The sequence below is a fragment of the Bacillus sp. FSL K6-1338 genome (assembly GCF_038006965.1).
Taxonomy (GTDB): Bacteria; Bacillota; Bacilli; order Bacillales; family Bacillaceae_G; genus Bacillus_A; species Bacillus_A thuringiensis_S.
In genome coordinates this window covers 3,941,360-3,967,838 of sequence record NZ_JBBOWI010000001.1, presented here as the reverse complement: position 1 = coordinate 3,967,838, position 26,479 = coordinate 3,941,360, and the positions used below count along the sequence as shown (strand labels likewise).

Genomic DNA, 26,479 nt, shown 5'->3' with positions numbered 1-26,479 from the left:
GTGCGTTTTATACGCACCTTTTTATAATGTAATTGCGGCAATAAAGCCAAATATAAGTAACGGTATATTGTAATGTAGAAAAGTGGGTACACATGTATCCCATATATGATGGTGCTGACCATCAGCATTTAAACCGGATGTTGGTCCGAGGGTACTATCTGATGCTGGAGATCCTGCGTCACCTAGCGCTCCGGCTGTACCAATAATTGCAATTGTAGCCATCGGACTAAATCCAAGCTGAATGCACAGAGGTACAAAAATTGTTGTTAAGATAGGGATGGTTGAAAAGGATGAACCAATTCCCATCGTAACGAGAAGTCCAATAACAAGCATAAGAAATGCAGCGAGTGGTTTGTTATTTCCGATTATATGTGCACTCGTTTGCACCAGAGATTCAACATGTCCTGTTTTTCGAAGAACAGCGCCGAATCCAGCGGCAGCAATCATAACAAAGCCAATAAAGGACATCATACGCATTCCGCTTGTTAATATCGCATCTGCTTCTTTAAGTGGTAGACTACCACTTACTGATAAGACGATAATACCTGCTAAAGCACCGAAAATCATTGATTCTGTTGTTAATTGAACAGTTAATGTAGCAATGATAGATAATAACCCGAAAGTAATGCTACGTTTTGTATAGGGAACGATCTCATTTTCGGTAGTATGAATTTGTTCTGTTTCATACGTACGAGGTTTTCGGTACGTAATGAATACCGCTACACATAATCCAATAATCATACCGAGTGCTGGAATAGTCATTGCTTTTGGAATAAGTGTGACATCAAATGTAAGACCGCTTTGCGCAGCGTTGGTTTGCAATACGTCATGATAAATTTTTCCGAACCCTGCAGGGATCCACATATAAGGAGTAATTAATCCAAATGTAATAATACACGTGACAAGTCTTCGATCCACTTTCAGCTCATTTAATACTTTTAAAAGTGCTGGAATTAAGATGGGGATGAAAGCAATGTGAACAGGAATCACATTTTGTGAGAAACAAGCCATCGTTAAAATAATGAATAAAATAAGTATTTTAGAATAAACTTGTTTTTTCGTGTCTTGTTCATTGCCAATCCATTTTAATGCAGTTTGAATCATAGCATCTGGAAGTCCTGTTTTGGAAAGGGAAATAGCGAAACCACCAAGCATTGCATAACTTAAAGCGATTGGAGCACTGTTTCCAAGACCAGTTGTAAAAGTGTTAATCGTTTCTGAAATACCGAGTCCGCCGATAATTCCGCCTGTTAAAGCTCCAACAATGATGGCGACAATGACCTGGACACGTAACAAACTAAGCAATAGCATAATTGCTACTGCGACGAGTACAGCGTTCATAATAAATGTAATCTCCCTAAATTTTTATTCTGTTAAGACAAGTAAATATGAAACATTTTGCTATGTTTATACATACTTGCGACATATTATTATAAAATGTTTTCTATGAAATGTAAAAGAGCCTTTTGTTACTAATGCTGAAAAGCTAGCTCTTGTTTAATTGATTGCAAAGAATTGGCGAATAATTCTGGTTCTTCTAGATCAGGAGAATGTGCTGAATTTGGGAACCAAATCATTTTTTTTATAGGCGCTTCAATAATATCGCAATATTCCTGAACGAGTGCATAAGGAGTTTGATAATCATAGCGACCAGAACAAAAATAAACTGGAATAGATAAACTTGAGATAGAAGAAAAGAAATCGATTGTCAGCATTTCTTCCCATAAAACGCCAGATTTTAAATTTCCTGCGAGAAACTTGAACCAATCTAATAGCGTATATTCAGGAGAAAAGAAACCTTTTCGTATGAAAGAAAAGGAAGATCCGTTTTGGATTGCTCCTCCGAATGTGCCAAGCCACTTTCTTTGAATAATAAGACGTCTCATATCTAAAAATGGTGGTTTTCCTAATTTTAAAAGGGAAGCTAATGCTTTTTTATGATCATGTTTTTTTGCAGAACTAATTAAATGTTGATATAGCAATTCTTCATTTTGTTTCATATGTACAATTTGCCCAATACCGATGTAAGCCTCGATATACTTTGGATATTGATGTGCTATGTTAAGCCCAATAATACTTCCCCAAGAATGACCAGCGAGAAATAGTTTTTGTTTGTTGAACCTTTTAAGTGCATATTGAATCACTTCTTTTGCATCGGAAACGAATTGTTCAATTGTAAAATTTGCTCCGAAATCTTTCATTGAAAAAGATTTACCCGCCCCGCGCTGATCCCAATTAATAACAATAAAGTGCTTCTCTAATTCTTTTTGAAAATGACGAATAAATCCGATTTGTGCCATGCCGGGTCCACCATGGCAGCATAATAAAATAGGCTGCTCTACGTTTTGCCCACGCATAAGGAGAGTTTGTTTTCGATTATTAATCATAACGCTTTCTATCGTAGCGATACTATTAGGAATGAGTTGTTTGTTTTCAGTATAGAACTGAGGGGTATAGCTACGCAAAAGCATATTGAAAACCTCCTTTTGTGAAATCGTATGAATCGCACAGGCTATTCATTTTGCATATACTGTTAGAAAATCATTGTAACATACCATACTAGTGTCATTTCAACACGGGAGGAGGGAAATTGTGACGATTGGAGAAATTATAGATGGTTTAAATAGGCGTGAATCCATCGCTATTATAGCAAAACGTCTTGAAATAAGCCCGTATACATTATCGAAGAAATTAAGATTGATTGGATACGAATATGATGGAGAGCAGAAGAAACGTATTTTTGTAGGAGATGGAGAAGAACCACGTCACTTACAACTCCAAGAAGCGACCGCCCTTCAATATGAGAAAACAGATTATCAATTATTAATTTATGAGCAATTACAAAGTATTTATGAATTATTAAGAAGAAGAGAAGAAGTAATTGCACCAATTATGAGTAAAAGTACAGAGAAAAAGAGACGCACCTTTTCTATTAATACAGAAATATTAGCAAGATTGGACCTTATATCAGAATCGAAAGGAATTCAAAAATCTAAAATTGTAGAAGAGGCGTTGCAACAATTTTTACAGCAATATGAATTTAACAAAACATCACATTTTGATAACTAAAGAAAAGGATACTATGTTCATTGGAAGAACGAGTATCCTTTTTATGATGCATATTACGTATAAATACAGGATTAGTGCAAATCTTTTATGGCGTGAAAAATGAAATTTCTTATTAGAGAAACACTTAATTTACTTTTTGGATTCTTCCATCAATAACTGGCTGAATTGGTTCTTTTAATTGTTTTACGTAATCGACTAACGCTTCAAAGTCGTTTGGACCAGTTTCTGCATTTTTACCATTTTTAAATGATACGAATCCGTCACCGCCAGAAGCTAAGAAGGCATTTGCAACTACGCTATACGTTGTAGATGGAGATAATTCTTCTCCGTTTGTTAAACGTATATTTGTAACTTTTTCACCGTTTGGTTTATTTACATCCCACGCATATTGAATACCTGAAATTTGAAGCATTCTTGTTGTTCCTTTTTGCCATTGCTGATTTAAAATATCGCGAATGTCTTGACCTGTTAAATCTACTTTAATCAATTGATTTCCAAAAGGTTGAATACCGTATAACTCACCCCACGTAATATCACCAGCATCTAAGTCATTACGAATGCCACCAGGATTCATGAGGGCGATTTGAGTTTGCATCGTTTGACGCTGAGCATCGGCAACTAAATTTCCAAGAGTGGACTCACCAGCATCATTTTGTTTACGGTCGATAGATGCTGTAGATTTTCCGACCACTTCATTTACAAGTGGTGCGATTTTTTCTTTATATTGATCTAGTTTTTTCTTTACTTGTTTATCAGGTTCTACACCTTCATGATACGTTGTAACAACTTCAGCTTTTTTCTTTATAATATCCTTTGTTTTACGATCAATTGTTACATCCACGTCTGAGAAAGCCGTGCCGTAAGAATTTGCTTGGACAATTAGCTTATTATTTACTGTACCATTTACATACGTATGACTATGTCCACCGAAAATAACATCAACTTCTGGGTCTGTTTCATTTGCAATTCGAGTAAGGTCGCCATTTGTTACCCCAGACTCATCGGTTGTTCCACCGACATGAGCAAGAACGACGATAGATTTAACGCCGAGGCGTTTTAATTGTTGTGTTGATTTATTAATTGCTTCTACTTCATCAGTAATTTGTACATTTTTAAGCATCGTAGGCATAACGACATTTGGTGTATCAGTTGTAACAACACCAATGAATCCTACAGGAACACCATCTACCATTTTTACAGTAAATGGTGGTAAAAATAAGCGGCCAGTTGATTTGTTATAGAAGTTAGCAGCTACATAGGGGAAGTTAGCCCCTTTGAAATTCCCTGTTTTTTCATGATATCCACCGTAAATGAGGCGTTTCATTTCATCAATGCCTTCATCAAATTCATGGTTTCCGATTGTACCAACATCAAATTTTAAATCATTTAAAAATTCAATCGTCGGTTCATCCTGTAATAATGCTGAAACTGGTGGACTAGCTCCGACGATATCACCAGCATGTACGAGAAGTGTATTAGGGTTTTGTTTTTTACGTTCTTTTAAATAAGTAGCTAAGTAATCAGCGCCACCAGCTTCTTTATTATTAATTTTTTTAACAGTATCTAGTTGTCCATGGAAATCATTAATACCAAGCATTTGTACGTCTATGTAGCGGTTTTGTTCAGCTGGATTCTGAGATGGGGGAGCGGCAAATACGCTTGAAAAAGTAATAGTGCTTAAAACAGCAACGGCAGGAATAATTTTTTTCCACATAGTTCATTTCTCCTTTTTTATAATCTGACATCATACGACATAATTTTAATAGATTCATAGGATTATAGCTACATAAAAATTTAGTCTTTTCGAAAAATTAACATATTTACAAAAAGTGGATAATAGAGTAAAGACCCTTTTTTATTGTCGATTGCATCGTGTATCTACTATAATGGAGAAAAAAGTAAAAGGTGAGTAGCATGAAGAAAAAGAAACAAAGACAAATGCAAAGACAATCGCAAGTGAATCCACCAAAGAAAGAAACACTTACATTAGGCGATCAATTAAATGATTCACTCATGCAACAATTAAAGAGTAAGAAGAAAGAGTTGCAAGTGAGAGAAGAGGAAAAAGAGGCAGCTGAACTGGAAAGAAAGCGCAAAGAACAAAAAGAACGTGAAAAGAATAAATCATTTGAAGAACTGCTAAGTGAAAGTAACCTTACTTGGAAAGACTTTAAATAATAAAAAAATGATCAGTGAAATTCACTGATCATTTTTTGACGAGCTTGTAAGAAAAGGGGAGTTATTATGAGGAAAATTGTAGTTGTTCCGCATGAAAATCATTGGAGTGAAAAATTTCAAATGGAGGCTGAAAGATTAAAAACAGCGATGCCAGAAACGGTGAAAATTCATCATATTGGAAGTACGTCAGTGCCAGGACTGGCAGCTAAACCTATTATTGATATGATCATGGAAGTAGAAAGTATTGAAAGGGTAGATAGGTGGAATGAACGATTTATAGAGCTTGGTTACATCGTAAAAGGGGAAAATGGTATTTCAGGACGCCGATTTTTTATCCATGGAACGGAAGAAAAACGTTTGTATCATTTACACGTGTTTGAAAAAGGAAATCCAGAGATAGTAAGGCATTTAGCATTTCGTGATTATATGATGGCTCATTGTGAAGAAGCAGAGGCATATGCAACCTTAAAGAAAGAATTGGCCGAAAAGTATACATATGATGGCACGTTATATACGGAAGGGAAAAATGAGTTTGTGCGCAATGTGGATGAAAAAGCGAAAGAATGGAGAGAAAATAACGTGAATAAATGAGTTCACGTTATTTTTTAGCTATATAAAAGTGTTATGTAAACTGTACGTATGTTTTGACTTTTGGGATGAATCTTGTTGAAATAAAGTTGTGGCTTATAAAAAAATGTAACAATGAAAGGGAGACGACTGTGTATATTCCAACAACTACACTTCATAATGGCGTGAAAATGCCGATGATTGGTCTAGGCGTTTATAAAGCAAAAGAAGGCGACGAAGTAAAACAAGCAGTAAAAACAGCGTTAGAAGTTGGATACCGTTCGATTGATACAGCAACTGTGTATGAAAATGAAAGCGGTGTCGGAGAAGCGATTCGTGAATCAGGAATTCCAAGAGAAGACCTATTTATTACAACAAAAGTTTGGAATGACGATCAAGGATACGAGGAGACACTCGAGGCGTTTGAAAAAAGCTTAAAGAAATTACAAATGGACTATGTAGATTTATATTTAATACATTGGCCAGTAAGAGGGAAGTATGTGGATACGTACCGAGCGTTAGAAAAATTATATGAAGAAGGTAAAGTGCGTGCGATTGGTGTTTCTAATTTTCATAAACATCATTTAGAATTGTTATTACCAAATTGCAAAGTGAAGCCGATGGTGAACCAAGTAGAACTTCATCCGATGTTAACGCAATTTGAATTGCGTAATCATTGTCAAGGTGAGCAAATCCAAATGGAAGCGTGGAGTCCGTTAATGAGGGGCGGAGAAGTATTTCAGCATCCAATCATTCAGGCTATTGCTAACAAATATGAAAAAACACCTGCGCAAGTTATATTAAGATGGGATATTCAAAGCGGGATTGTTACAATTCCTAAATCTGTTACACCATCTCGTATTAAAGAAAACTTTACTATTTTTGATTTCTCACTAACTGAAGAAGAGATAAATCAAATTAACACGTTGAATCGCGATTTACATGTAGGCACAAATCCTGATAAATATGATACGTTATAAAAAAGACTGTCTCCTAATAAAGGAGACAGTCTTCTGTTTATCGGTAATTCGATATTTTTAACGATGCAAAGCATATGTGTCATATTTAACAATTTTTTGAAGTTGTACATATTCTTCTTTAGTTAAAGGTAACTGTTGGCTAGCTCGTATATTTTCCTGCAATTGTTGAAGAGAGCTTGCGCCAGGTATAACAGCTGCAACAGTCTTATTATGTAAGCAATATTGAATAGCTGTTCCTGTTAAAGAGCTTTCTCCAATCGTTTCTTTTACACTCGCTAGAGTTGTATGTAATTCATCGTAAGAATAAGAGAGGTAATCCTTTTCCTTTACTCTTTCTATTTTTCTTGCATTGTTATCAGTTAAAATTCCTTTTGCAAGTGGTCCGCGAGCAATGATGCTAATTTGGTATTCATTCAGAAGCGGGAACCATTCTTCTGGACGACGATTTAAAAGGCTATATTCCATTAGTACACTAACGATGTTTGAGCGTTTTGCATATTCACGGATTACATTTGGACGTATAGAAGAAATACCGTAATGGCGGATAATACCTTCTTTTTTCAATTCTTCAAAAGCTTCAATTGTTTCATCTATTGGATCTTCAATCGTTCCGCCATGAAGTTGGTAAAGGTCAATATAATCAGTTTGAAGTCTACGTAAACTTTCTTTTACTTCAGCCTTTATGTAAGCTTTAGAAGGGTCCCAAGACCAGCCGTTTTTTTCTTCTGTCCAACGATTTCCAACCTTCGTTGTAAGAACAATTTTGTCTCGTTTCCCCTTCAAGGCTTTTCCAACAAATTCTTCATTTAATCCGTAATCATATAAATCTGCTGTATCAAAAAAATTAATTCCTAAATCGATTGCTTCATCGACAATACGCATAGCCTCTGTTTCAGATGTACCGAGAGACATACAGCCAAGGCCCATTTCTGTAACAAATAAATCTGAGTTTCCTAATTGACGTTTTTTCATAGGTCAACCTCCTTACCTTTATTGTACGAGAGGGAAAAGAGGTTGACAAACGTTTCCTTTTCGCTTTGCATTAACTGCCCGTAAAAGCATAATTAATGTGAGCTTAATGGATTAATGTTTCATTTTATTTGCTGTAATCCACTCTTGTACAGTTGTATACTCTTTGCTATATTGTTTTAGCTTATGGCGAATTTGCCATGCTTTTCCGACTAACGTGATGCGATTTGGTAAAATATAAACTTTCATTTCTATCACGCTCCTTTCAATGTGGTAAAATGTATGAAGAAAGAATAGGAAATAGAACAGGGAGATGAAGTAGTATGAGTAATCTTACAGAGAGAACAGTAAAAACTGAGCCGATTTTTGATGGTAGAGTTATAAAAGTTCGTGTTGATGATGTAGTATTACCAAATGGAGAAATGAGTAAACGTGAAATTGTAAATCACCCTGGTGCAGTTGCGATTATTGCTATTACAGATGAGGGGAAAATTGTGCTTGTTGAGCAGTATCGTAAAGCGCTTGAAAAGGCGATTATAGAAATTCCAGCCGGCAAGTTAGAGCCTGGTGAAAAACCAGAGGTAACAGCAGTTCGTGAATTAGAAGAGGAAACAGGATATGTATGTGAAAATATGGAGCTTATTACTTCTTTCTATACATCTCCAGGATTCGCAGATGAAATTTTATATGTATATAAAGCGACAGGTTTGACAAAAAAAGAAAATAAAGCTGAGTTAGATGAAGATGAGTTTGTGGAATTAATGGAAGTATCGTTAGAAGAAGCGATTACTCTTATGAAAAATCTTCGTATTCATGATGCGAAGACGATGTTTGCAGTACAATATTTACAACTACAAAAATAAACACTCGCCAAAGGCGAGTGTTTTTAATTGATTTTTGCATATACACGTGCATCACGTAAGCTACCGTCTGGTGCTAGGAAATCATTTTCCATTGTACCTTCTAGAATGAATTCTAAACGTTCTGCTAAGCTACATGCATTTATATTTGTTGCATCAGTACGAATTTCAATTCTTCTAGCGCCTAGTTTATCAAAGGCGAATTGGATAGCGCCTTTAACAGCTTCAGTCATATAGCCTTGTTTTGTATAATCGCTATGCAACCAGAAGTGAAGTGAAAACTTTGGAATATCCCAGTTTTCAGGTTTTAGTGTAATTGCTCCGATGAATGTACCAGATACTTTATCGTATAAGTGAAAATCAAGTGTTTCACGAAGTAAAAACTGTCCGTGAGCTTCGCGAACAATTTCTTCAGCACTCTCTTCTGTTTCAGCGTTAATTGGTACCCACGGTACTAAGTCTTCTAGAGAAGCTTGGATTGCTTCATATACTTCTGCACCATCACCTGGAAATGGTTTACGAACTTGTAAGCGTTCAGTTTGAAATAATGTTGGAAAATCTAATAATAATGGTTTCAAGAGAAATCCCTCCTATTCTCTACTTTTTAGTTTAGCAAAGTAGAGCGGAATTTCAATGTTAATTCGTCATACTTTTTTCTTTCTTTCATACATTTTTAATAAGAGTGTGAACGGAGGGAAGAAAAATGTGGCGAAAAAATTGGCAAGACCGTGTAATGTCTCACATACAGGAAAACTCTTCATTATATATATTTAACGCTGTTTTATTATTGATGGGAGTAATATTTGGAGCCATTCTTGTGAATAGTTTACAAATCAATCAAAAACAAGATTTATCATTTTATTTACAACGTTTTTTTGGACAAGTCTCTAAAGGAGAATTTGCCATTGCGGGCGAAATGTTTCGAGAAAGTTACTTTTCGCAATTAAAATACATCGGATTTATTTGGATTTTAGGGATTTCAATTATTGGATTACCACTTATTTTTATTTTATTATTTGTAAAAGGAGTTGTTGTTGGATTTACAGTTGGTTTTTTAGTAAGTCAGCATGGATGGAATGGACTATTATTAGCATTTGTATCTGTTTTGCCACAAAATTTAATTATCATTCCAGTCTTTCTCATTATGACAACCATTGCTGCAAGTTTTTCTTTACGGATGATTAGGCATCAATTTATTAGAAAAATAACCGAGCCACTATTACCATTATTAATCCGGTATACATGTTTCTTTCTTGTAATTGGAGCGGTATTAGCAATGGCTTGTAGTGTGGAGGCTTACGCATCACCAGTTTTAATGAAAGAAGTTGTTGAGGCTATTAATAAAAAATAAATATTTTTTGAGAATAATTATCAATTTGTTTTTATTGTTTTTCTTTTGACAGAAGCCCTTCTTCTGATATAATGGTGTAAGAGTGGCGAGGAGGGAGTAGTACCGAATGGAAGAAAGAATTGAACGAATTAAGAAGCAATTACATGCAGCGAGCTATAAATTAACACCGCAACGTGAAGCAACAGTTCGTGTGCTGCTAGAAAATGAAGAAGATCATTTAAGCGCAGAAGATGTTTACCTCCTTGTAAAAGAAAAGTCGCCAGAGATCGGATTAGCAACCGTCTATCGAACTTTAGAACTATTATCTGAGTTAAAAGTTGTCGATAAGATTAACTTCGGAGACGGTGTTTCACGCTATGACTTACGCCAAGAAGGTGCGCAGCGTTTTCACCATCATTTGATTTGTACACAATGTGGTGCTGTACAAGAAATACAAGAAGATTTACTTGGTGAAGTGGAAAGGAAAGTAGAACGAGACTGGAGCTTTAAGGTGAAAGATCATCGTTTAACATTCCATGGGATTTGTAAAAATTGTCAAGAAAATGAAACGGATGAAAAATAACCTTTTCCTATTTATCTAGGAAGAGGTTTTTTATTTGAATAAGGTATAAATTGGTGAAAGCTTGGCATATGTTGTAATAACTTATATTTTGGAGGAATTTACAATGCGCCGAGCTTTAAAATTAACTTTTGATGGAATAAAAGTATTTTTATTATTTACAAGTTGTACGATTTTGTTTTATTTCGCTATACTATGGATAAATGAAGAATATGAAAGCTATCATCGTTATGAAAAACCTAAAGAAGAGACTGTAGAAAAAGTATCAGGGAATGAAGAACCGGCAAAGGATGCTTTCGTAAATAGAATGATGTTTTTCTATGAAAATGGGGAGTAGTGTAGAGTGGAAGATCAATTAAAAGATTTTATTCATTATATGGTTGTCGAAAAAGGATTAGCAAAGAATACAGTAGTATCTTATGAACGGGATTTAAAAAGCTACGTAAAGTATTTGCAAAATGTGGAACAGACGAAAACTTTTCATGAAGTGACCCGTTTACACATTGTTAACTTTTTGCAGTATTTAAAAGAAAACGGAAAATCTTCGAAAACATTGGCGCGTCATATTGCATCAATTCGTTCGTTCCACCAATTTTTACTTCGTGAACGAGCGGTAGAGCACGATCCATCCGTACATATTGAAACGCCGCAAGGGGAACGGAAATTACCAAAAGTATTATCAGTTGATGAAGTAGAGGCGTTACTTCAAACACCAAAAATGACAAGTGCTTTTGGGATACGTGATAAGGCGATGCTAGAGTTACTGTATGCGACAGGACTTCGTGTTTCAGAATTGATTGCACTCAATTTAGAAGATGTACATTTAACGATGGGATTTGTTCGTTGCATAGGGAAAGGGAATAAAGAAAGAATTATTCCACTAGGAAGTTTAGCAACGGAAGCGATTCAAAAGTATATTGAAAAAGGAAGAAGAGAATTAATGGGGAAAAAAGTAGTAGATGCACTCTTTTTAAACCATCATGGTAATCGATTATCAAGACAAGGATTTTGGAAAATATTAAAACGATTAGCGAAAGAAGCAAATATTGAAAAAGAGCTTACACCTCATACGTTGCGTCACTCGTTTGCTACGCACTTATTAGAAAATGGAGCAGATTTACGTGCTGTACAAGAAATGCTTGGTCATGCAGATATTTCAACGACGCAAATCTATACGCACGTTTCAAAAACTAGATTAAAAGATGTATATAAACAGTTTCATCCAAGAGCATAGTTACTATGCTCTTTTTTCATAGATTCAGAAGGGAAGACCGTTTCACAGAAACTTCACAAACATTTCGTATATTGTTTTCAGCAGAAGACTGGAATATTACAATGTATTTCCTCTATACTAAATAAAGTATAAAGGAGGAAATGATGATGAAAAAACTGATTATAACTTTATTTATCGCGATGCTAGCGTTGGCTGGCTGTAATACAAACAAAGAAGAACCGAAAAAAGAACAGAAACTTGAAGCTGTAAAAGTAGCAGTCCAAACAAATCCGAAAGAAATTAAACCAGGTGAAAAAACAGAAGTACAAGCACTTGTTACACAAGGAAAAGAAAAAGTAACGGATGCCGATGATGTAAAGTTTGAAATTTGGAAAGATGGCGACGAAAAGCACGAGATGTTAGATGGTAAGCATAAAGGAAAAGGTGTTTATGCAGTAGAGAAAACATTCGAAACGGATGGAGTATACCATATTATCGCTCACACAAATGCACGTGAAATGCACGTTATGCCGGAAGTGAAAGTTGCTGTAGGAAATGCGAAAGTAGAAGATGCGAAAAAAGAAAATAGTGATCACAGTGCAGGACATGGAGATCATAAAAGTGACACAATGATCCATCTTATGGCTGGAGACATAAAGGCAAATGCTGAATCTACAATGAAAGTTCATTTAAAGCAAAAAGAAGAAGCATTAACTGGTGCTGAAGTACAACTAGAGATTTGGAAAGATGGTGTTGAAAAACACGAATTTATTCCAGCGAAAGAAGGGAATAAAGGAGAGTATGAAACGAAACATACTTTCAAAGAGAACGGTGCTTACAAAGTGAAAGTGCATGTAAGAAAAGGCGAATTGCATGAACATAAAGAAGAAACAATAGAAGTAAAATAAAAAGTAGCTCTTTAGAGCTACTTTTTATTTTTAATATGAAGAAATAAATCATAAAAAAATTAGCACTTCGTTGCAGAATGGATTACAATAGAAGTGTGAAGAAAATGAGAAATTCTACGAAAATGTATTAAAAAGAAAGCGTAAACATGTTATGATATCAGTATCAGATGTCTGACATCTGACTTAGAAAAAACTAGAAATGTTTTTGAGTCGTTTCAAGTAAAACGAAATAGGTTAGAGAATGGTTTAAAGAAGTACTGTTTGACAATGAGAATTCTTATGGATAACAGTTTCACTTTATAGCGTTTTGAACATACTACAAGAAGTAGAACTGAACTTATAGGAGGTCGCAGTTATGAATAAATATAAACGTATATTCCTAGTCGTAATGGACTCTGTGGGAATCGGTGAAGCACCAGATGCTGAGCAATTTGGTGATTTAGGATCTGACACAATTGGTCACATTGCTGAACATATGAATGGTTTACAAATGCCTAACATGGTGAAATTGGGTCTTGGTAACATTCGTGAAATGAAAGGTATCTCTAAAGTAGAGAAACCACTTGGATATTACACAAAAATGCAAGAGAAATCTACTGGTAAAGATACAATGACAGGTCACTGGGAAATCATGGGCCTTTACATTGATACACCATTCCAAGTGTTCCCGGAAGGATTCCCGAAAGAATTACTTGATGAATTAGAAGAAAAAACAGGCCGTAAAATTATCGGTAATAAGCCAGCTTCTGGAACTGAAATTCTTGATGAACTTGGCCAAGAGCAAATGGAAACCGGCTCTTTAATCGTTTATACTTCTGCTGATAGCGTATTGCAAATTGCAGCACACGAAGAAGTAGTGCCACTTGATGAGTTATATAAAATCTGTAAAATTGCACGTGAATTAACATTAGATGAGAAATACATGGTAGGTCGTGTTATTGCTCGTCCATTCGTTGGTGAACCTGGAAACTTTACACGTACACCAAACCGTCATGATTATGCATTAAAACCATTCGGCCGTACAGTAATGAATGAATTAAAAGATAGTGACTACGATGTAATTGCTATCGGTAAAATCTCTGACATCTATGATGGTGAAGGGGTAACGGAATCACTTCGTACGAAGTCTAACATGGATGGAATGGATAAGCTTGTAGATACATTAAATATGGACTTTACAGGTCTTAGCTTCTTAAACTTAGTTGACTTTGATGCATTATTCGGCCACCGCCGTGATCCACAAGGATACGGAGAGGCTCTGCAAGAATATGATGCACGTCTTCCAGAAGTATTCGCAAAACTACAAGAAGATGATCTATTATTAATTACAGCAGACCACGGTAATGATCCAATTCACCCTGGTACTGACCATACACGTGAATATGTACCATTATTAGCATATAGCCCAAGTATGAAAGAAGGCGGACAAGAGTTACCACTTCGTCAAACATTTGCTGATATTGGTGCAACAGTAGCAGAAAACTTCGGTGTGAAAATGCCAGAATACGGAACAAGCTTCTTAAACGAGCTAAAGAAATAGGGGGATAAACAAATGAATCGTGAACTTATTACAAAATCAGCTTCATACTTAAAAGAGAAATTTCAAGAGACACCACAAGTAGGACTAATCCTTGGATCAGGACTTGGTGTATTAGCAGACGAAATTGAGAACGCAGTAACAGTACCTTACAGTGAAATCCCTGAGTTCCCAGTATCAACTGTAGAAGGCCATGCAGGTCAACTAGTATTTGGCACACTTCAAGGTGTAACAGTAGTAGCAATGCAAGGACGTTTCCACTTCTATGAAGGATACGACATGCAAAAAGTAACATTCCCAGTTCGTGTTATGAAAGAACTAGGTGTAGAAACGGTTGTTGTAACAAACGCAGCTGGTGGTGTAAATACATCATTCGAGCCAGGCGATCTTATGTTAATTTCAGACCACATTAACTTCATGGGTACGAATCCATTAATCGGACCAAATGATTCTGAAATGGGCGTACGTTTCCCTGATATGTCTACATCATATACAGTAGAACTTCGTGAAATGGCGAAACAAGTTGCAGCAGACTTAAATATTAAAGTACAAGAAGGTGTATACGTTGGAATGACAGGTCCTGTATATGAAACACCTGCTGAAATTCGTATGCTTCGTACACTTGGCGGAGATGCAGTTGGTATGTCAACAGTACCTGAAGTAATTGTAGCACGTCATGCTGGAATGAAAGTATTAGGTATTTCTTGTATTTCAAATATGGCAGCTGGTATTTTAGATCAGCCACTTCATCACGATGAAGTAATTGAAACGACAGAACGTGTTAAAGCTAACTTCTTAGCATTAGTAAAAGCAATCGTAAAACAAATGAAGGGGTGACTTCACAATGAGAATGGTGGACCTAATTGCAAAAAAACGTGACGGACATGCATTAACGACAGAAGAAATTAACTTTATTGTTGAAGGATATACAAATGGTGATATTCCTGATTATCAAGTAAGTTCACTTGCAATGGCAATTTTCTTCCAAGATATGAACGATCAAGAGCGTGCTGATTTAACGATGGCAATGGTAAATAGCGGCGATACAATTGACTTATCAGCTATTGAAGGTGTAAAAGTAGATAAGCATTCGACAGGTGGTGTTGGTGATACAACGACACTTGTATTAGGTCCATTAGTAGCTGCTTTAGACGTACCAGTAGCGAAAATGTCTGGACGCGGTTTAGGACATACTGGTGGTACAATTGATAAATTAGAAGCAGTTCCAGGATTCCATGTGGAAATTGAAAACGATGAATTCATGCGACTTGTAAATGAAAACAAAATCGCTGTTATCGGCCAAAGTGGTAACTTAACACCTGCTGATAAAAAGTTATATGCACTTCGTGACGTAACAGCAACAGTAAACTCAATTCCGCTTATTGCAAGTTCGATTATGAGTAAAAAAATTGCTGCTGGTGCAGATGCAATTGTTCTTGATGTAAAAACTGGAGCAGGTGCATTTATGAAAACGGATGAAGATGCAAAACGTTTAGCAGAAGCAATGGTACGCATCGGTAATAACGTTGGTCGTAATACGATGGCAGTTATTTCTGATATGAGTCAACCACTCGGTGAAGCTATCGGTAACGCACTAGAAGTACAAGAAGCAATTGATACATTACAAGGTAAAGGGCCAAAAGATTTAGAAGAGCTATGTTTAACACTTGGAAGCCAAATGGTGTACCTTGCTGGACAAGCTTCATCTTTAGAAGATGCACGTGAAAAGCTAATTGAAGTAATGAACAACGGAAAAGCGCTAGAATCATTTAAAACGTTCTTATCAGCGCAAGGCGGCGACGCATCTGTTGTTGATGACCCTTCTAAATTGCCACAAGCACAATTTAAAATTGAAGTGGAAGCGAAAGAAGACGGATATGTATCAGAAATCGTTGCAGACGAAATCGGAACAGCAGCAATGCTTTTAGGAGCAGGACGTGCAACGAAAGAGTCAGAAATTGATTTAGCAGTTGGTCTAATGCTGCGCAAAAAAGTAGGCGATAGCGTGAAGCAAGGTGAATCCCTTGTTACAATTTACGCGAACCGCGAAAATGTTGAAGATGTAAAAGCGAAAATTTATGAGAACATGAAGATCTCTAAAGAACACGTAGATGCACCAACTTTAGTACACGGTATCGTAACGAAGTAATAAAAAAAAGCTGAGGAGATTTCTCCTTGGCTTTTTTTACTATTTTTTGTTTATAATAATAATGGGTGAAATTATGATTAGAATTTGTGCAGTAACAAAAACAGATGAAGTATTATATGATGTTTCTCTAGAAGAAACAAAGAAAGACCATATTGTATGGTATTGGCTAGATTTATATAAGCCAACGAAAGAAGAGTATACATATATTCTGCAAGACCATTTTAAGTTCCATCCCCTTGCAATTGAAGACTGTCTAGAATATGTACAGAGACCAAAAGTTGATTTTTATGATGGATATAACTTTTTAGTTCTTCACGCGTTTGGAGAAGATGGGCTAGAACCACATGAAATTGATTTGTTTGTTAGTGATCGCTATATTGTTTCTTTCCATTTTTCTCATAATAATGCAATTGAAAGAGTATGGAAAACACTTGGTGAGAAGAGGCGGATTAAGAAAGGACCTTTACATGTAGCACATACAATCACTGATCAAATTGTAGATGATTATTTCGCACCTGTATATTACATTGAAGATCATTTAAATGCGATTGATGATAATTTAACAGGTGAGACAGCAGGAGCCGTGCTAGAAGAAGTATTTGATATTAGGGCAGATTTATCTAAGTTAAGACGTACAATTATTCCAATGCGTGATTTATTGTATCGTATTTTGAATTCCACTCGTTTTTACGGTATAAGTGATCATGAGATTTATTTTAAAGATATACATGATCATTTACTTAAACTTACGGAAATGATTGAGGCAAGTCGAGAGTTAACGGCGGATATTCGGGATAGTTATTTTTCATTAAACTCACATCATATGAATAACATTATGAAAACATTAACTGTATTCTCGACTATTTTCATGCCATTAACATTTATTGCGGGAGTATATGGAATGAACTTTACGCATATGCCAGAGCTTGGTGGACAATATAGTTATTTTATTTGTCTTCTTCTAATGGCATTAATTGGCGGCGGAATGATGGCATGGTTTTATAAAAAAGGATGGTTTAAGTAAAAAACACCGAGGATTTCCTCGGTGTTTTTTCTTAACCAATAGCATGTAATACAAACATAGCTAAGAATAAGCATGTAATGATATACATAGATGGTGCGACTTCTTTACGCTTTCCAAGAGCAACTTTTAAGATAGGGTAAGCAATAAATCCGAACGCAATGCCATCAGCGATACTATATGTGAGCGGGATCATAACGATAATTAAGAATGCTGGAAATCCTTCTGAAAAGTCGTTCAGAGGAATTTGTTGAATGCTTGTAATCATCAGACCGCCAATAATAATTAAGATTGGTGCAATGGCACTATCAGGAATTAATTTGACAAATGGAAGAGCAAACAGTGATGCAAAGAATAGCAACCCAGTAACGATAGACGTCAGACCTGTCTTACCACCTGCAGTAATACCTGCGGCACTTTCTACTGTTGAAACGGTAGGGCTTGTGCCAAATAGACCACATGTCATTGCTGAAATTGCATTGGCTTGGTAAGCACGTGGGAATTTACGATCATCTTCTAATAAACCGTGCAGAAGTCCCATGTTCTCAAAAATAAGCACCATGCTTAAAGAGAATGTTGCAATCCAAAATGGTAAGGAAGAAAGTTTCCCAAATGACATAGCTCCAAACACATCACCGTAATTAGCGAATGAGAATGAACTATTTCCCATTTGACTCGTATCCACAAGACCAAATAACCATGAGATACCAGTTCCTATTGCAATCGTCCATAAAAAGTTTCCACGTACGTTACGAATAAATAATACAAGTGCAATGATAAGAGTAAGTAATGTCGCAAGAACGACAGGATTACTTAATTTCCCCATTGCCACAGCAGTATTTGGGTTCGAAACGACTAAACCACCTTTTTGCAATCCGATAAACGCTAAAAATAATCCAATGCCGACAGTAATCGCTTCCTTTAATGACTTTGGAATTGATACTGATAGCACGCGAGCGATTGGTGTAAAAGCGGCAATTGCAAAAATAATACCAGAGATAAAGACAGCAGCTAATGCTTCTTGCCAAGTTAGTCCAAGCGTATGCACAGCTGTGTACGTGAAGAATGCATTTACACCCATACCAGGGACAAGAATAGCAGGTGCATTTGCCCAAAATGCCATGAGTAGACATCCGACAAATGAACTAAAAACAGTTGCTAAAATTCCAGCTTCAAGAGGAATGCCAGCATCTGATAAGATGGACGCATTTACAATCATAATATATACGATTGTGAAAAATGACGTAACTCCAGCTAAAACTTCTTGTTTTGGTGATGTTTCGTGTAAACCTAATTTAAATGTTCTTTCAAGTATTCCTTTCATGTTAAACCTTCTTTTTCATATCCCTCTCCCACCCGTGATATCTCTTTTGTAAGAGCTCACCGTCCTTTATTATATCAGAACATCATGTTTTTACAACAAGTAAAATGATAACGTTTACTTGTAAAGAGAATTCGTTATAAATACGTAAAAATAGCCCGTATGGATGAAATGATTTCTAATTCACCAGATTGAATGGGCGGGGCTGCTTGTGCATGTAAAGTAGCATAAGACGTAACCTCCCGTGGTAATTGGGCAGATTCTTCAACGAATGAGAGGGGAACAGGATTAATATTTAGATTATATGTACTCGCAATAGCACGAGCTTTTTCTACTGCCTGGTGAAGAGCTTGAATGAGAGCCTTCTCATAATATTTATTTGGATGAGATACTCGGAAACGTAAACCTTTTGCTACATTTGCGCCATTTGATACGGCTATATCATATACTTCCCCAGCTTTTTGTACATTTAAAACGGTAATTTCATACAAATGCTCCACACGGTATCCTTGGAGCAATGCTTTATCATTTACATATTCGTATTGAGGAGTGATCGTATAAGAAATCGTTTCTATATCTTTATCGGCAATACCAAGCTGTTTAAGTGCATCCAGTAATTGTTTTGATTGTACTGCATTTTCTTCCTGCGCTTGTTTTACATTTTTACTATCAGTTCGAATGCCAAGCGTTAATATAACAACGTTTGGTTTTGCTTTGACAACGCCTTCGCCTTGTACAGTAATAGTAGCTTCTTTACCAGTATTAGCTGTGCGTACGTTGTGTAAATAAGGATTTATTCCACCCTGCATTTTCCATCACCATCCTTTTTATATGTATATGTGTGAACAAAAAAGAAATTTATATGAAAAAAGTTACATAAATGAGAATGTTGAGGAAAGAAATCATATACAATATAGGTATTTATAGATTATAATATGTGTAAATATGATAAAAAAGGGACGAGGCTATTGAACGAAAAAAGAGAAACGCTGATTTTAGATTTATCTGCATCATTTCGAAAAATGATACGTTTATTACAAAATGATATTAATACACGTTTTGCAGAACATATGCCATATAATGAATTTTCTGTATTACGTGCGTTATTTTTAAACAGTCCACAGATGGCTTCGCAAATTGCGAGTGAAGTAAACGTAACCTCCAGTCATATTACAGCTGTTACAGATCGACTTGTACGAAAAGGATTAGTAGAAAGAAAACGTTCTAATTCAGATCGTCGTATCGTGTACTTAGAAATTACAGAGCACGGAAGAGAAGTAACTGAAAAACTTGAAGCTGTGCGTAAAGAATATTATAAAGAGAGATTTAAAGGTTGGAGCGACCAAGAAATAGAAATGGTCTTAGAACTATTTGGCCGCGTATTATAATAAATGAGGATAGGAAGCGAAAGCATTCCTATCCTTTTTCTTTTGAATAAAAATATTTTGAAACTCCGATACTTTAATTAAAAGATCGGAGGAAAGATTATGAAATATATTGCTGCACTTACCATTTTATTTGGTAGTTTTTTCTATTTTAAAACATTCACGTACGCAGATACGCCTATCCAAGTGGTGCGAAAAGAAGTGAAGTACATTGAAACTGATAATACAGTTTTATATTCGAAATTATGGGTTCGTTCTATGCAAAACGCAGTATTATTTCACCATAGCGATAATATTCGTAATCGGGACACATTACGTAATGTAACAAGTTCATCGTTTGTTAAAGCGAAGCAACTATCTTTTCAGAAAGCAGCACTTTATATACCGAGACTATCGCAATACGTATCAAAAATAGGGAAAGAAAACATTCAAGTGTACTACATTGCGATTCACTATAATGTGAAAAAAGAAAATGCATATCAATTAGATGGTATGAACTATTTTCTACAAGTATTTGTAAAAGAGCGTGGGGAATGGAAAATTGCCGAAAGTGTAGTTGCACCGACAGAGCAAATTGTGCAAAATGGTGATGGATTTGGGATGAAAGAAGAGATGGTGTATGGGGATAGGAGAGAGAATGTGAAATAACCTCCTCTTTAAGAGGAGGTTATTTCACACGCCAAGAAAATTTAAATTTTAATAAGCGAGATAATAGTAGGTAGACTATCGTACTGGTTCCTATAAAACCAATATAATAATTTAAGATAGAATGACTTCCTCCCGTTGCCATTCCTCCAAACATTCCAATAAAGATTACACAACATATCATACATAGTGTTTTGAGTTTCGGATATAATAGAAAATTCCCATTTTGTTCATTAGGTGATCTTGTATATAAGTACATTCCTAAAGGTAATAGAATAAGTACATTTGCGATTGGGCCGATAAGTTTTGTTGCTGAGGGAATATACGTAAAATTAGGTTCATCATGACGTACGCCTTGTTCATCAGTATAAGCACGTTGAGGATCGTAATTAAAATTAATATTGAATCCGCGAACTGGCGCTAAAATACTCACTTTTTCTATTACTGAACCATAACGATCTACATTCTCCTCCGTATAGACGGGATGATTAGAAATAAGTCCAACCGTATGAATAGAAATAGCTCCGGCAATTAGAGTCGGCAAAATAAAAGGGAATCCAAGTATAGCAACACTGAAGAATCCTTGTGAAATCATATTACCAGCAATTGTTCCTATGCATAATGCAAGTGTATATATAGCAATTAAGATGATAACCATGTATAAGAAATAGGTATGAAATGGTGAAAATATTTGATACTTATTATGAAAAGTTGCCTTTTTCATAATAGCAAAAAGTCCCCAATTCAATATAACGATAGCTAAAATATTACACACACCAAAAAGCCATTTCGTCATGAAGAGATGTTTCCGTTTAAATGGCATAGACCATAGAATGTCACTTGATTGATTTTGACGCTCCCATCCAATAAGGATGCAGGCTAATGCAATAAGGAGTCCTCCTTGAACCATGATAGCATCGGGAAGTGAAAGTTGATAATAGTATCGGTATATATATTTCCATTCATTATGTTCATGAAAATATTTTAATTGCTCGGCAGATGCTAAGTAGTATTTATAGGATAGTACATAAAAACTTACTAACCAAAATAGCCAAACAATATATTTACTTTGCTTGTAGGTATGCATCCATAATACTTTTTGAAACATAGGATCTCTCCTTTAAAAAACTTTATAGTTTGTAAGACGTGATAATATAAAATAAGTGACGATTCCAAATAAAAAGAACCCAACATAGTAACTAAATAATAAATCAAAACGCTTCAACATTTGCCCACCTATTAATGCAAAATAAAAGGTAGTACACGACATCCAGAGTGAGTTGTATTTTGGAAAAAGGAAAATTTTCTTATTATGTTCATTAGGTGACCTTGCATAGAGAAACATCCCAATAAGCAAACTGAAAATTGTATAGAAGATAGGAACAAGTATTATTTTTGCAGAGTAATAACTATGAAAAGTAGGTCCCCTTTGTATTACTTTTCCATGATCTTCATCTGATTGGGCAGTAGGGTGGTAATTATAACTAATTGAAAAGTCTAATATAGCGCTTGAAAAGTAGGTCTTTTTATTGAATTCATAAATGTTTTCGAAATTCGTATAACTTTTATTCCCCTGTATTGCCTCAGCATGAGCTGTAAAGAATAGGAGTAAGAGTGAAAAGATTCCCATTCCCATGATGCAAAAAGTAATGCTAAAGATGCTTTGTGAAATAATACTGCCAGTAAATGTACCAATACATAAAGAGACAGTATAGATCGCTATATATGTGAAAATTGCATACAGGAAATATCGATGAAACGGTTCGAAAGATTGATATTCAAAGTGAATCGTAGATTTATAAATAAAATACATAAGACCCCAATTGATTAGAAGTGATAGTACAATGAAAAATCCACCGAAAACCCACTTCGATAAGAACATATCACGTCTTTTAAATGGAAATGTCATAAGTGAATCTCCACTTTGATTACTTCGCTCCCAACCAATCAATATACAGGATAGGATAATTGTAATAATACCTAACCAAAAGCTATTAGAAGAATAAAAAGAATAATGATAGTAGAACTTTTCTTCACCTATTTTTTCTGGATGGAGAAAGAGAGACTGTTGAGTTTCTGCTGCTTGATAGTATTCGAAAGATAAAAAATAAAGCGAACTAAAGAAAAACAGTAACGCAGCATATTTCCCGCGCTTCCAATTCCACATCCACAACGCTTTATGAAACATACCCATCCTCCTCCAGTGTCGTAACGAAGACATCTTCAAGTGACATTGTTAGTTCTTCAATGAGTATAGGTTGCTCTTTATAAAACTTCTCCAGTGTTGTAGCTACATTTCCCTCAATTAAGATTGTATATACTTTTCCCGTTTGGTTTAATATTTTAATATTGCTTAAGTTTTCTAGTTTTTGAGGTAATGAGCGTTCATAGGCTACTTGGATTTTAGCAAATTGTGATTTTGCATCGTCTAGTGATGTAATAGAAGATACAGTATGTCCTTTTAAAATAATGATTGTATCTGCAATTTGTTCAACTTCATCTAAATGATGGGTAGATATGAAAATGGTAATCTCTTTTTCTGCAACTTCTCCAACGAGAAACTGTAAAATCTGTCTTTTAACGATAGGATCAAGTCCGTTTGTTGGTTCATCTAAAATAATATATTCTGCCTGTGCAGCAACAGCTAAAATGATGGCAAGCAGTGCTTTCATTCCTTTTGAATAACTACGAATTCGTTTGTTTGGTAAATTGAAACGTTCTAGTAGTTCGTAGAAATATGGTTCATCAAATGCTGTATAAACTGCTTTATAAAACTTCACGATTTCTTTTACTGTATAACCGTTCAGTATGTTAGTAGAATCCGGAACATATACGATTTTTTGTTTCGTTTCAGGATTTTTATGAATGTCGATATCCTCATATGTAACAGTTCCCTCATCTGGGTCTAAAATACCGACTATCGTTCGTAATAAAGTTGTTTTCCCCGCACCATTTCTTCCAAGTAATCCGACGATACTACCTTTTTGTAATGTGAAAGAAACATCGTCTAAAATTGTTTGATTATCAATTGTTTTCTTCAAGCTTGTCACTTTCAACATCCGTATTTCCTCCAATCTCTTTATAGTATGAATCTATCCAATCATGAATTTTATCTTTCGTAATACCAAGATAAGAGGCTTCTAATAGTAATTGATGAAATTGCTTTTCAACCATAGCGATTTTCCTTTCGTCTAATGTTGGGGTAATCGATTGGGATACAAATGTTCCTTTTCCTCGTAACGTTTCAATAATTCCTTGTCGCTCTAACTCTTGATACGCTTTACTCACTGTATTTGGATTTATAACGAGTAAAGAAGCGAGCTCGCGTACAGAAGGAAGTTTATCACTTGGAGCCAACATGTTTTTCAATACGAGTTCTTTTATATTTTGAACAATTTGTTCCCATATCGGAGTGTTGCTTCTTGGGTCAAGTTGAATATGCAAGAGCAATGTCTCCTTCCTCATATGTATTAAGTGTACTACTGTGTGTAATACACTTAATACAATATAGGGGACGAATGTATTTGTCAAATGAAAATAATAGAAAAAATTGGTATTAAAAAAAGAGAAATTGGAAAAAATAGGTCTGATATAGAATGGAGGGTTAGTCATGAAGCGAGTTTTTGGAATACTTGTTTGTTTCATGTTATTGCTTTCTGGAACTTCAGTGAGTTTTGCGCAATCTGAGAAAACGAAGCAGGAGAAAACAGAAGAAACAACGCCGAAGTTAGCGGAACAAGCGTCGTCAGCAATCGTAATTGAGCAAGATACAGGTAAAGTTTTATTTGATAAAAACCCAAATGAAAAATTACCACCTGCTAGTATGACAAAGATTATGACAATGCTTTTAATTATGGAACAAGTTGAAAAAGGAAAACTAAAACTGACCGATAAAGTTAGAGCGAGCGAACATGCAGCTTCAATGGGTGGATCGCAAATCTTTTTAGAACCTGGGGAAGAGATGACTGTAAATGAGATGTTAAAGGGTATTGCAATTGCATCTGGAAATGACGCATCTGTTGCAGTAGCTGAGCATATCGCAGGTTCAGAAGAAGGATTTGTAAATATGATGAACAAAAAGGCGAAAGATCTAGGGTTGAAAAATACACATTTTCAAAACCCAACAGGTCTTCCGGCCAAAGACCATTATTCGACAGCAAATGATATGGCTATAATGGCGAGAGAATTGATGAAGTATCCACTTATTCGTAAATACACAGGTAAGTACGAAGATTATTTACGTGAAGATACGGATAAAAAGTTTTGGCTCGTTAATACGAATAAGCTAGTACGTTTTTATCCTGGCGTAGATGGAGTAAAAACAGGTTTTACGACAGAAGCGAAATATTGTTTAACAGCATCGGCTCAAAAAAATGGCATGCGTGTCATTTCAGTTGTCATGGGAGCACCAACATCAAAAGAACGGAACAACGAAGTGACGAAGCTTCTTGACTATGCATTTGGACAATATATGACAAAGAAATTGTATACGCGCGGCGAAAAAATTAAGACAGTTCAAGTAGGAAAAGGGAAAAAAGAAAAAATAGATTTAGTTGCGTCAGATAATGTTTCTCTTCTTATGAAGAAGGGCGAGAGTATGGACAAGGTAAAACAAGAAGTAATTGCTGAAAAGAAAGTAAAAGCACCGATTAAAAAAGGTGACGCGCTTGGCACACTTGTTATTAAAAAAGATAAAGATGTTTTATTAAAACAAACAATTGTAGCAAAAGAAGATGTTGCTGCAGCGAGCTGGTGGGAGTTATTTAAAAGAAGTTTTGGGATGTTTTCAACATCAAAATAGCGGCAAATAGTTTGCCGCTTTTCTATTCGTATGCCAGTGAATAATGCTGAAAGGTTTCACTTTATGACGAAATAGTTCTTCTTTTGTCAGCAGGAAGGATTCTTATTTTATATCACGAAAATCTTTATGTATGTGAATAAGTAAAGTTTGAGCATAAGGAGGAAATCGTGTGAGTCTTTCCATGCAATTAGAAGTAAAACGTGACGTCCTATGTGTGAGACTAGAGGGTGAATTAGATCATCATACGGCTGAAGAGTTGCGAACGAAAGTAACAGATATGATTGAGACACATGGTGTTCATCATATTGTTTTGAGCCTAGAGAACTTATCGTTTATGGATAGTTCTGGTCTAGGTGTTATATTAGGCCGATATAAACACGTAAAGGGATTAGGTGGAGAAATGGTTGTTTGTGCAATTTCACCGCCTGTTAAGCGTTTATTTGAAATGTCGGGCTTATTCAAAATCGTTCGCTTAGAAGAAAGTGAAGCGCACGCGCTCGCGACGTTGGGGGTGGCATAGATGAGAAATGAAATGAACCTTCAATTTTCAGCATTAAGTCAAAATGAATCATTCGCTCGCGTTACAGTGGCGGCTTTCATTGCACAACTAGATCCAACGATGGAAGAATTAACGGAGATCAAAACAGTTGTGTCAGAAGCGGTTACAAATGCAATTATTCATGGATACGAAGGAAATGCAGAAGGTATTGTTTATATTTCTGTAATTTTGGAAGAAGCAATGGTGAAACTCACGATTCGAGATGAAGGGATTGGAATCTTTAACTTAGATGAAGCGAGACAACCCCTTTTTACAACTAAACCTGAATTAGAGCGTTCCGGAATGGGATTTACTATCATGGAAAATTTTATGGATGAAGTAGAAGTTATTTCAAACGAATCTTTCGGGACAACAATCCATTTGACAAAATACTTATCAAATAGTAACGCTCTATGCAATTAAGGAGA

Annotated in this window: 31 protein-coding genes; 19 read left to right on the top strand and 12 right to left on the bottom strand. The window is 35.6% G+C overall.

Annotated features, from left to right (window positions below; all coding sequences use genetic code 11):
* Positions 1-21 precede the first annotated feature (21 nt).
* Positions 22-1,341, bottom strand: coding sequence for a Na+/H+ antiporter family protein (locus NZ044_RS20225; protein WP_000994811.1), 1,320 nt, complete (start codon positions 1,339-1,341; stop codon positions 22-24).
* Positions 1,342-1,472: 131 nt separating this feature from the next.
* On the bottom strand, positions 1,473-2,471 hold the full coding sequence (locus NZ044_RS20220) for an alpha/beta fold hydrolase (RefSeq protein ID WP_000926820.1): 999 nt from the start codon (positions 2,469-2,471) through the stop codon (positions 1,473-1,475).
* A gap of 121 nt (positions 2,472-2,592) precedes the next feature.
* Here NZ044_RS20220 and NZ044_RS20215 point away from each other — a divergent pair, with 121 nt between their 5' ends.
* Complete coding sequence (locus tag NZ044_RS20215; protein WP_000151934.1) at positions 2,593-3,069, top strand: ribbon-helix-helix domain-containing protein; 477 nt, start codon at positions 2,593-2,595, stop codon at positions 3,067-3,069.
* Positions 3,070-3,193: 124 nt separating this feature from the next.
* Here NZ044_RS20215 and NZ044_RS20210 read toward each other — a convergent pair whose 3' ends face one another.
* A complete protein-coding gene (locus tag NZ044_RS20210) occupies positions 3,194-4,783 on the bottom strand; it encodes a bifunctional metallophosphatase/5'-nucleotidase (RefSeq protein WP_044784457.1) in 1,590 nt (529 codons plus the stop codon).
* Positions 4,784-4,983: 200 nt separating this feature from the next.
* Between NZ044_RS20210 and NZ044_RS20205 the strand changes: the two genes are divergently transcribed.
* The 3 genes from NZ044_RS20205 to NZ044_RS20195 all read left to right on the top strand — a co-directional run bounded on the left by NZ044_RS20205 (position 4,984) and on the right by NZ044_RS20195 (position 6,794).
* Positions 4,984-5,247 carry a YqkE family protein gene (locus NZ044_RS20205; RefSeq protein ID WP_000727553.1) on the top strand — a complete coding sequence of 88 codons (264 nt, stop codon included), beginning with the start codon at positions 4,984-4,986 and terminating at the stop codon, positions 5,245-5,247.
* 66 nt (positions 5,248-5,313) lie between these two features.
* Positions 5,314-5,838, top strand: a complete 525-nt coding sequence (locus NZ044_RS20200) for a GrpB family protein (protein ID WP_001227184.1) — start codon at positions 5,314-5,316, stop codon at positions 5,836-5,838.
* Positions 5,839-5,966: 128 nt separating this feature from the next.
* A complete protein-coding gene (locus NZ044_RS20195) occupies positions 5,967-6,794 on the top strand; it encodes an aldo/keto reductase (protein WP_000275862.1) in 828 nt (275 codons plus the stop codon).
* 57 nt (positions 6,795-6,851) lie between these two features.
* On the opposite strand, the gene NZ044_RS20190 is transcribed toward NZ044_RS20195, so the two are convergent.
* Both NZ044_RS20190 and mciZ read right to left on the bottom strand, forming a co-directional pair.
* A complete protein-coding gene (locus NZ044_RS20190; protein WP_000747233.1) occupies positions 6,852-7,766 on the bottom strand; it encodes an aldo/keto reductase in 915 nt (304 codons plus the stop codon).
* Between the two features lie 111 nt (positions 7,767-7,877).
* Positions 7,878-8,012 (bottom strand): Z-ring formation inhibitor MciZ, encoded by a 135-nt coding sequence (mciZ, locus tag NZ044_RS20185; RefSeq protein ID WP_000870291.1) that lies wholly within the window; start codon positions 8,010-8,012, stop codon positions 7,878-7,880.
* A gap of 74 nt (positions 8,013-8,086) precedes the next feature.
* On the opposite strand from mciZ, the gene NZ044_RS20180 reads away from it, so the two are divergent.
* The gene (locus NZ044_RS20180; RefSeq protein WP_000067931.1) at positions 8,087-8,626 is read left to right on the top strand and encodes an NUDIX domain-containing protein; all 540 of its coding nucleotides are present in this window, start codon (positions 8,087-8,089) and stop codon (positions 8,624-8,626) included.
* A gap of 23 nt (positions 8,627-8,649) precedes the next feature.
* Here NZ044_RS20180 and NZ044_RS20175 read toward each other — a convergent pair whose 3' ends face one another.
* Positions 8,650-9,201: a GNAT family N-acetyltransferase gene (locus NZ044_RS20175; RefSeq protein WP_000803497.1), complete on the bottom strand. Its 552-nt coding sequence runs from the start codon at positions 9,199-9,201 to the stop codon at positions 8,650-8,652.
* A gap of 155 nt (positions 9,202-9,356) precedes the next feature.
* Between NZ044_RS20175 and spoIIM the strand changes: the two genes are divergently transcribed.
* The 9 genes from spoIIM to corA all read left to right on the top strand — a co-directional run bounded on the left by spoIIM (position 9,357) and on the right by corA (position 17,364).
* Positions 9,357-9,974 (top strand): stage II sporulation protein M, encoded by a 618-nt coding sequence (spoIIM, locus tag NZ044_RS20170; protein WP_223308695.1) that lies wholly within the window; start codon positions 9,357-9,359, stop codon positions 9,972-9,974.
* A gap of 106 nt (positions 9,975-10,080) precedes the next feature.
* Entirely contained in the window at positions 10,081-10,536 is a 456-nt protein-coding gene (gene fur / locus NZ044_RS20165) for a ferric iron uptake transcriptional regulator (RefSeq protein WP_000392657.1), read from the top strand.
* Positions 10,537-10,639: 103 nt separating this feature from the next.
* Positions 10,640-10,870: a YqzK family protein gene (locus tag NZ044_RS20160; protein ID WP_001250432.1), complete on the top strand. Its 231-nt coding sequence runs from the start codon at positions 10,640-10,642 to the stop codon at positions 10,868-10,870.
* A gap of 6 nt (positions 10,871-10,876) precedes the next feature.
* Positions 10,877-11,767, top strand: coding sequence for a site-specific tyrosine recombinase XerD (xerD, locus tag NZ044_RS20155; RefSeq protein WP_000390088.1), 891 nt, complete (start codon positions 10,877-10,879; stop codon positions 11,765-11,767).
* Between the two features lie 146 nt (positions 11,768-11,913).
* The gene (locus tag NZ044_RS20150; RefSeq protein WP_000733456.1) at positions 11,914-12,654 is read left to right on the top strand and encodes a FixH family protein; all 741 of its coding nucleotides are present in this window, start codon (positions 11,914-11,916) and stop codon (positions 12,652-12,654) included.
* Between the two features lie 355 nt (positions 12,655-13,009).
* Entirely contained in the window at positions 13,010-14,194 is a 1,185-nt protein-coding gene (gene deoB, locus NZ044_RS20145; RefSeq protein ID WP_001046081.1) for a phosphopentomutase, read from the top strand.
* 12 nt (positions 14,195-14,206) lie between these two features.
* Positions 14,207-15,028, top strand: coding sequence for a purine-nucleoside phosphorylase (locus NZ044_RS20140; RefSeq protein ID WP_001078446.1), 822 nt, complete (start codon positions 14,207-14,209; stop codon positions 15,026-15,028).
* A gap of 7 nt (positions 15,029-15,035) precedes the next feature.
* Positions 15,036-16,340: a pyrimidine-nucleoside phosphorylase gene (locus NZ044_RS20135; protein ID WP_001243069.1), complete on the top strand. Its 1,305-nt coding sequence runs from the start codon at positions 15,036-15,038 to the stop codon at positions 16,338-16,340.
* 61 nt (positions 16,341-16,401) lie between these two features.
* A complete protein-coding gene (gene corA / locus NZ044_RS20130) occupies positions 16,402-17,364 on the top strand; it encodes a magnesium/cobalt transporter CorA (RefSeq protein ID WP_002026281.1) in 963 nt (320 codons plus the stop codon).
* Positions 17,365-17,395: 31 nt separating this feature from the next.
* On the opposite strand, the gene NZ044_RS20125 is transcribed toward corA, so the two are convergent.
* Both NZ044_RS20125 and NZ044_RS20120 read right to left on the bottom strand, forming a co-directional pair.
* Positions 17,396-18,685, bottom strand: a complete 1,290-nt coding sequence (locus NZ044_RS20125) for an NCS2 family permease (protein ID WP_000676243.1) — start codon at positions 18,683-18,685, stop codon at positions 17,396-17,398.
* Positions 18,686-18,819: 134 nt separating this feature from the next.
* Positions 18,820-19,491 carry an SIMPL domain-containing protein gene (locus tag NZ044_RS20120; protein ID WP_001161431.1) on the bottom strand — a complete coding sequence of 224 codons (672 nt, stop codon included), beginning with the start codon at positions 19,489-19,491 and terminating at the stop codon, positions 18,820-18,822.
* Between the two features lie 159 nt (positions 19,492-19,650).
* On the opposite strand from NZ044_RS20120, the gene NZ044_RS20115 reads away from it, so the two are divergent.
* Both NZ044_RS20115 and NZ044_RS20110 read left to right on the top strand, forming a co-directional pair.
* Positions 19,651-20,070, top strand: a complete 420-nt coding sequence (locus NZ044_RS20115) for a MarR family winged helix-turn-helix transcriptional regulator (RefSeq protein WP_001003307.1) — start codon at positions 19,651-19,653, stop codon at positions 20,068-20,070.
* Positions 20,071-20,169: 99 nt separating this feature from the next.
* Positions 20,170-20,715, top strand: a complete 546-nt coding sequence (locus NZ044_RS20110) for a hypothetical protein (protein ID WP_000873788.1) — start codon at positions 20,170-20,172, stop codon at positions 20,713-20,715.
* A 19-nt stretch (positions 20,716-20,734) separates the two neighbouring features.
* Here the strand turns inward: NZ044_RS20110 and NZ044_RS20105 are convergent, their stop codons facing one another.
* Genes NZ044_RS20105 through NZ044_RS20090 form a run of 4 tightly spaced genes read right to left on the bottom strand, consistent with a single transcriptional unit; the run spans position 20,735 to position 24,156 of the window.
* Positions 20,735-21,820 (bottom strand): hypothetical protein, encoded by a 1,086-nt coding sequence (locus tag NZ044_RS20105; protein WP_000487025.1) that lies wholly within the window; start codon positions 21,818-21,820, stop codon positions 20,735-20,737.
* A 12-nt stretch (positions 21,821-21,832) separates the two neighbouring features.
* Complete coding sequence (locus NZ044_RS20100; RefSeq protein ID WP_118961568.1) at positions 21,833-22,900, bottom strand: ABC transporter permease; 1,068 nt, start codon at positions 22,898-22,900, stop codon at positions 21,833-21,835.
* On the bottom strand, positions 22,890-23,771 hold the full coding sequence (locus tag NZ044_RS20095) for an ABC transporter ATP-binding protein (RefSeq protein ID WP_000922124.1): 882 nt from the start codon (positions 23,769-23,771) through the stop codon (positions 22,890-22,892). Before NZ044_RS20095 ends, NZ044_RS20100 begins: the two co-directional genes overlap by 11 nt.
* Entirely contained in the window at positions 23,737-24,156 is a 420-nt protein-coding gene (locus tag NZ044_RS20090; protein ID WP_000548027.1) for a GntR family transcriptional regulator, read from the bottom strand. The genes NZ044_RS20095 and NZ044_RS20090 overlap by 35 nt, the downstream gene beginning before the upstream one ends.
* A gap of 166 nt (positions 24,157-24,322) precedes the next feature.
* On the opposite strand from NZ044_RS20090, the gene dacF reads away from it, so the two are divergent.
* The 3 genes from dacF (at position 24,323) to spoIIAB (ending at position 26,474) form a co-directional block, all read left to right on the top strand.
* Positions 24,323-25,513, top strand: a complete 1,191-nt coding sequence (gene dacF, locus NZ044_RS20085) for a serine-type D-Ala-D-Ala carboxypeptidase DacF (protein ID WP_000832002.1) — start codon at positions 24,323-24,325, stop codon at positions 25,511-25,513.
* A 169-nt stretch (positions 25,514-25,682) separates the two neighbouring features.
* Positions 25,683-26,033 carry an anti-sigma F factor antagonist gene (gene spoIIAA / locus NZ044_RS20080; RefSeq protein ID WP_000059135.1) on the top strand — a complete coding sequence of 117 codons (351 nt, stop codon included), beginning with the start codon at positions 25,683-25,685 and terminating at the stop codon, positions 26,031-26,033.
* A complete protein-coding gene (gene spoIIAB / locus NZ044_RS20075) occupies positions 26,034-26,474 on the top strand; it encodes an anti-sigma F factor (protein WP_001243398.1) in 441 nt (146 codons plus the stop codon).
* Positions 26,475-26,479: the final 5 nt, after the last annotated feature.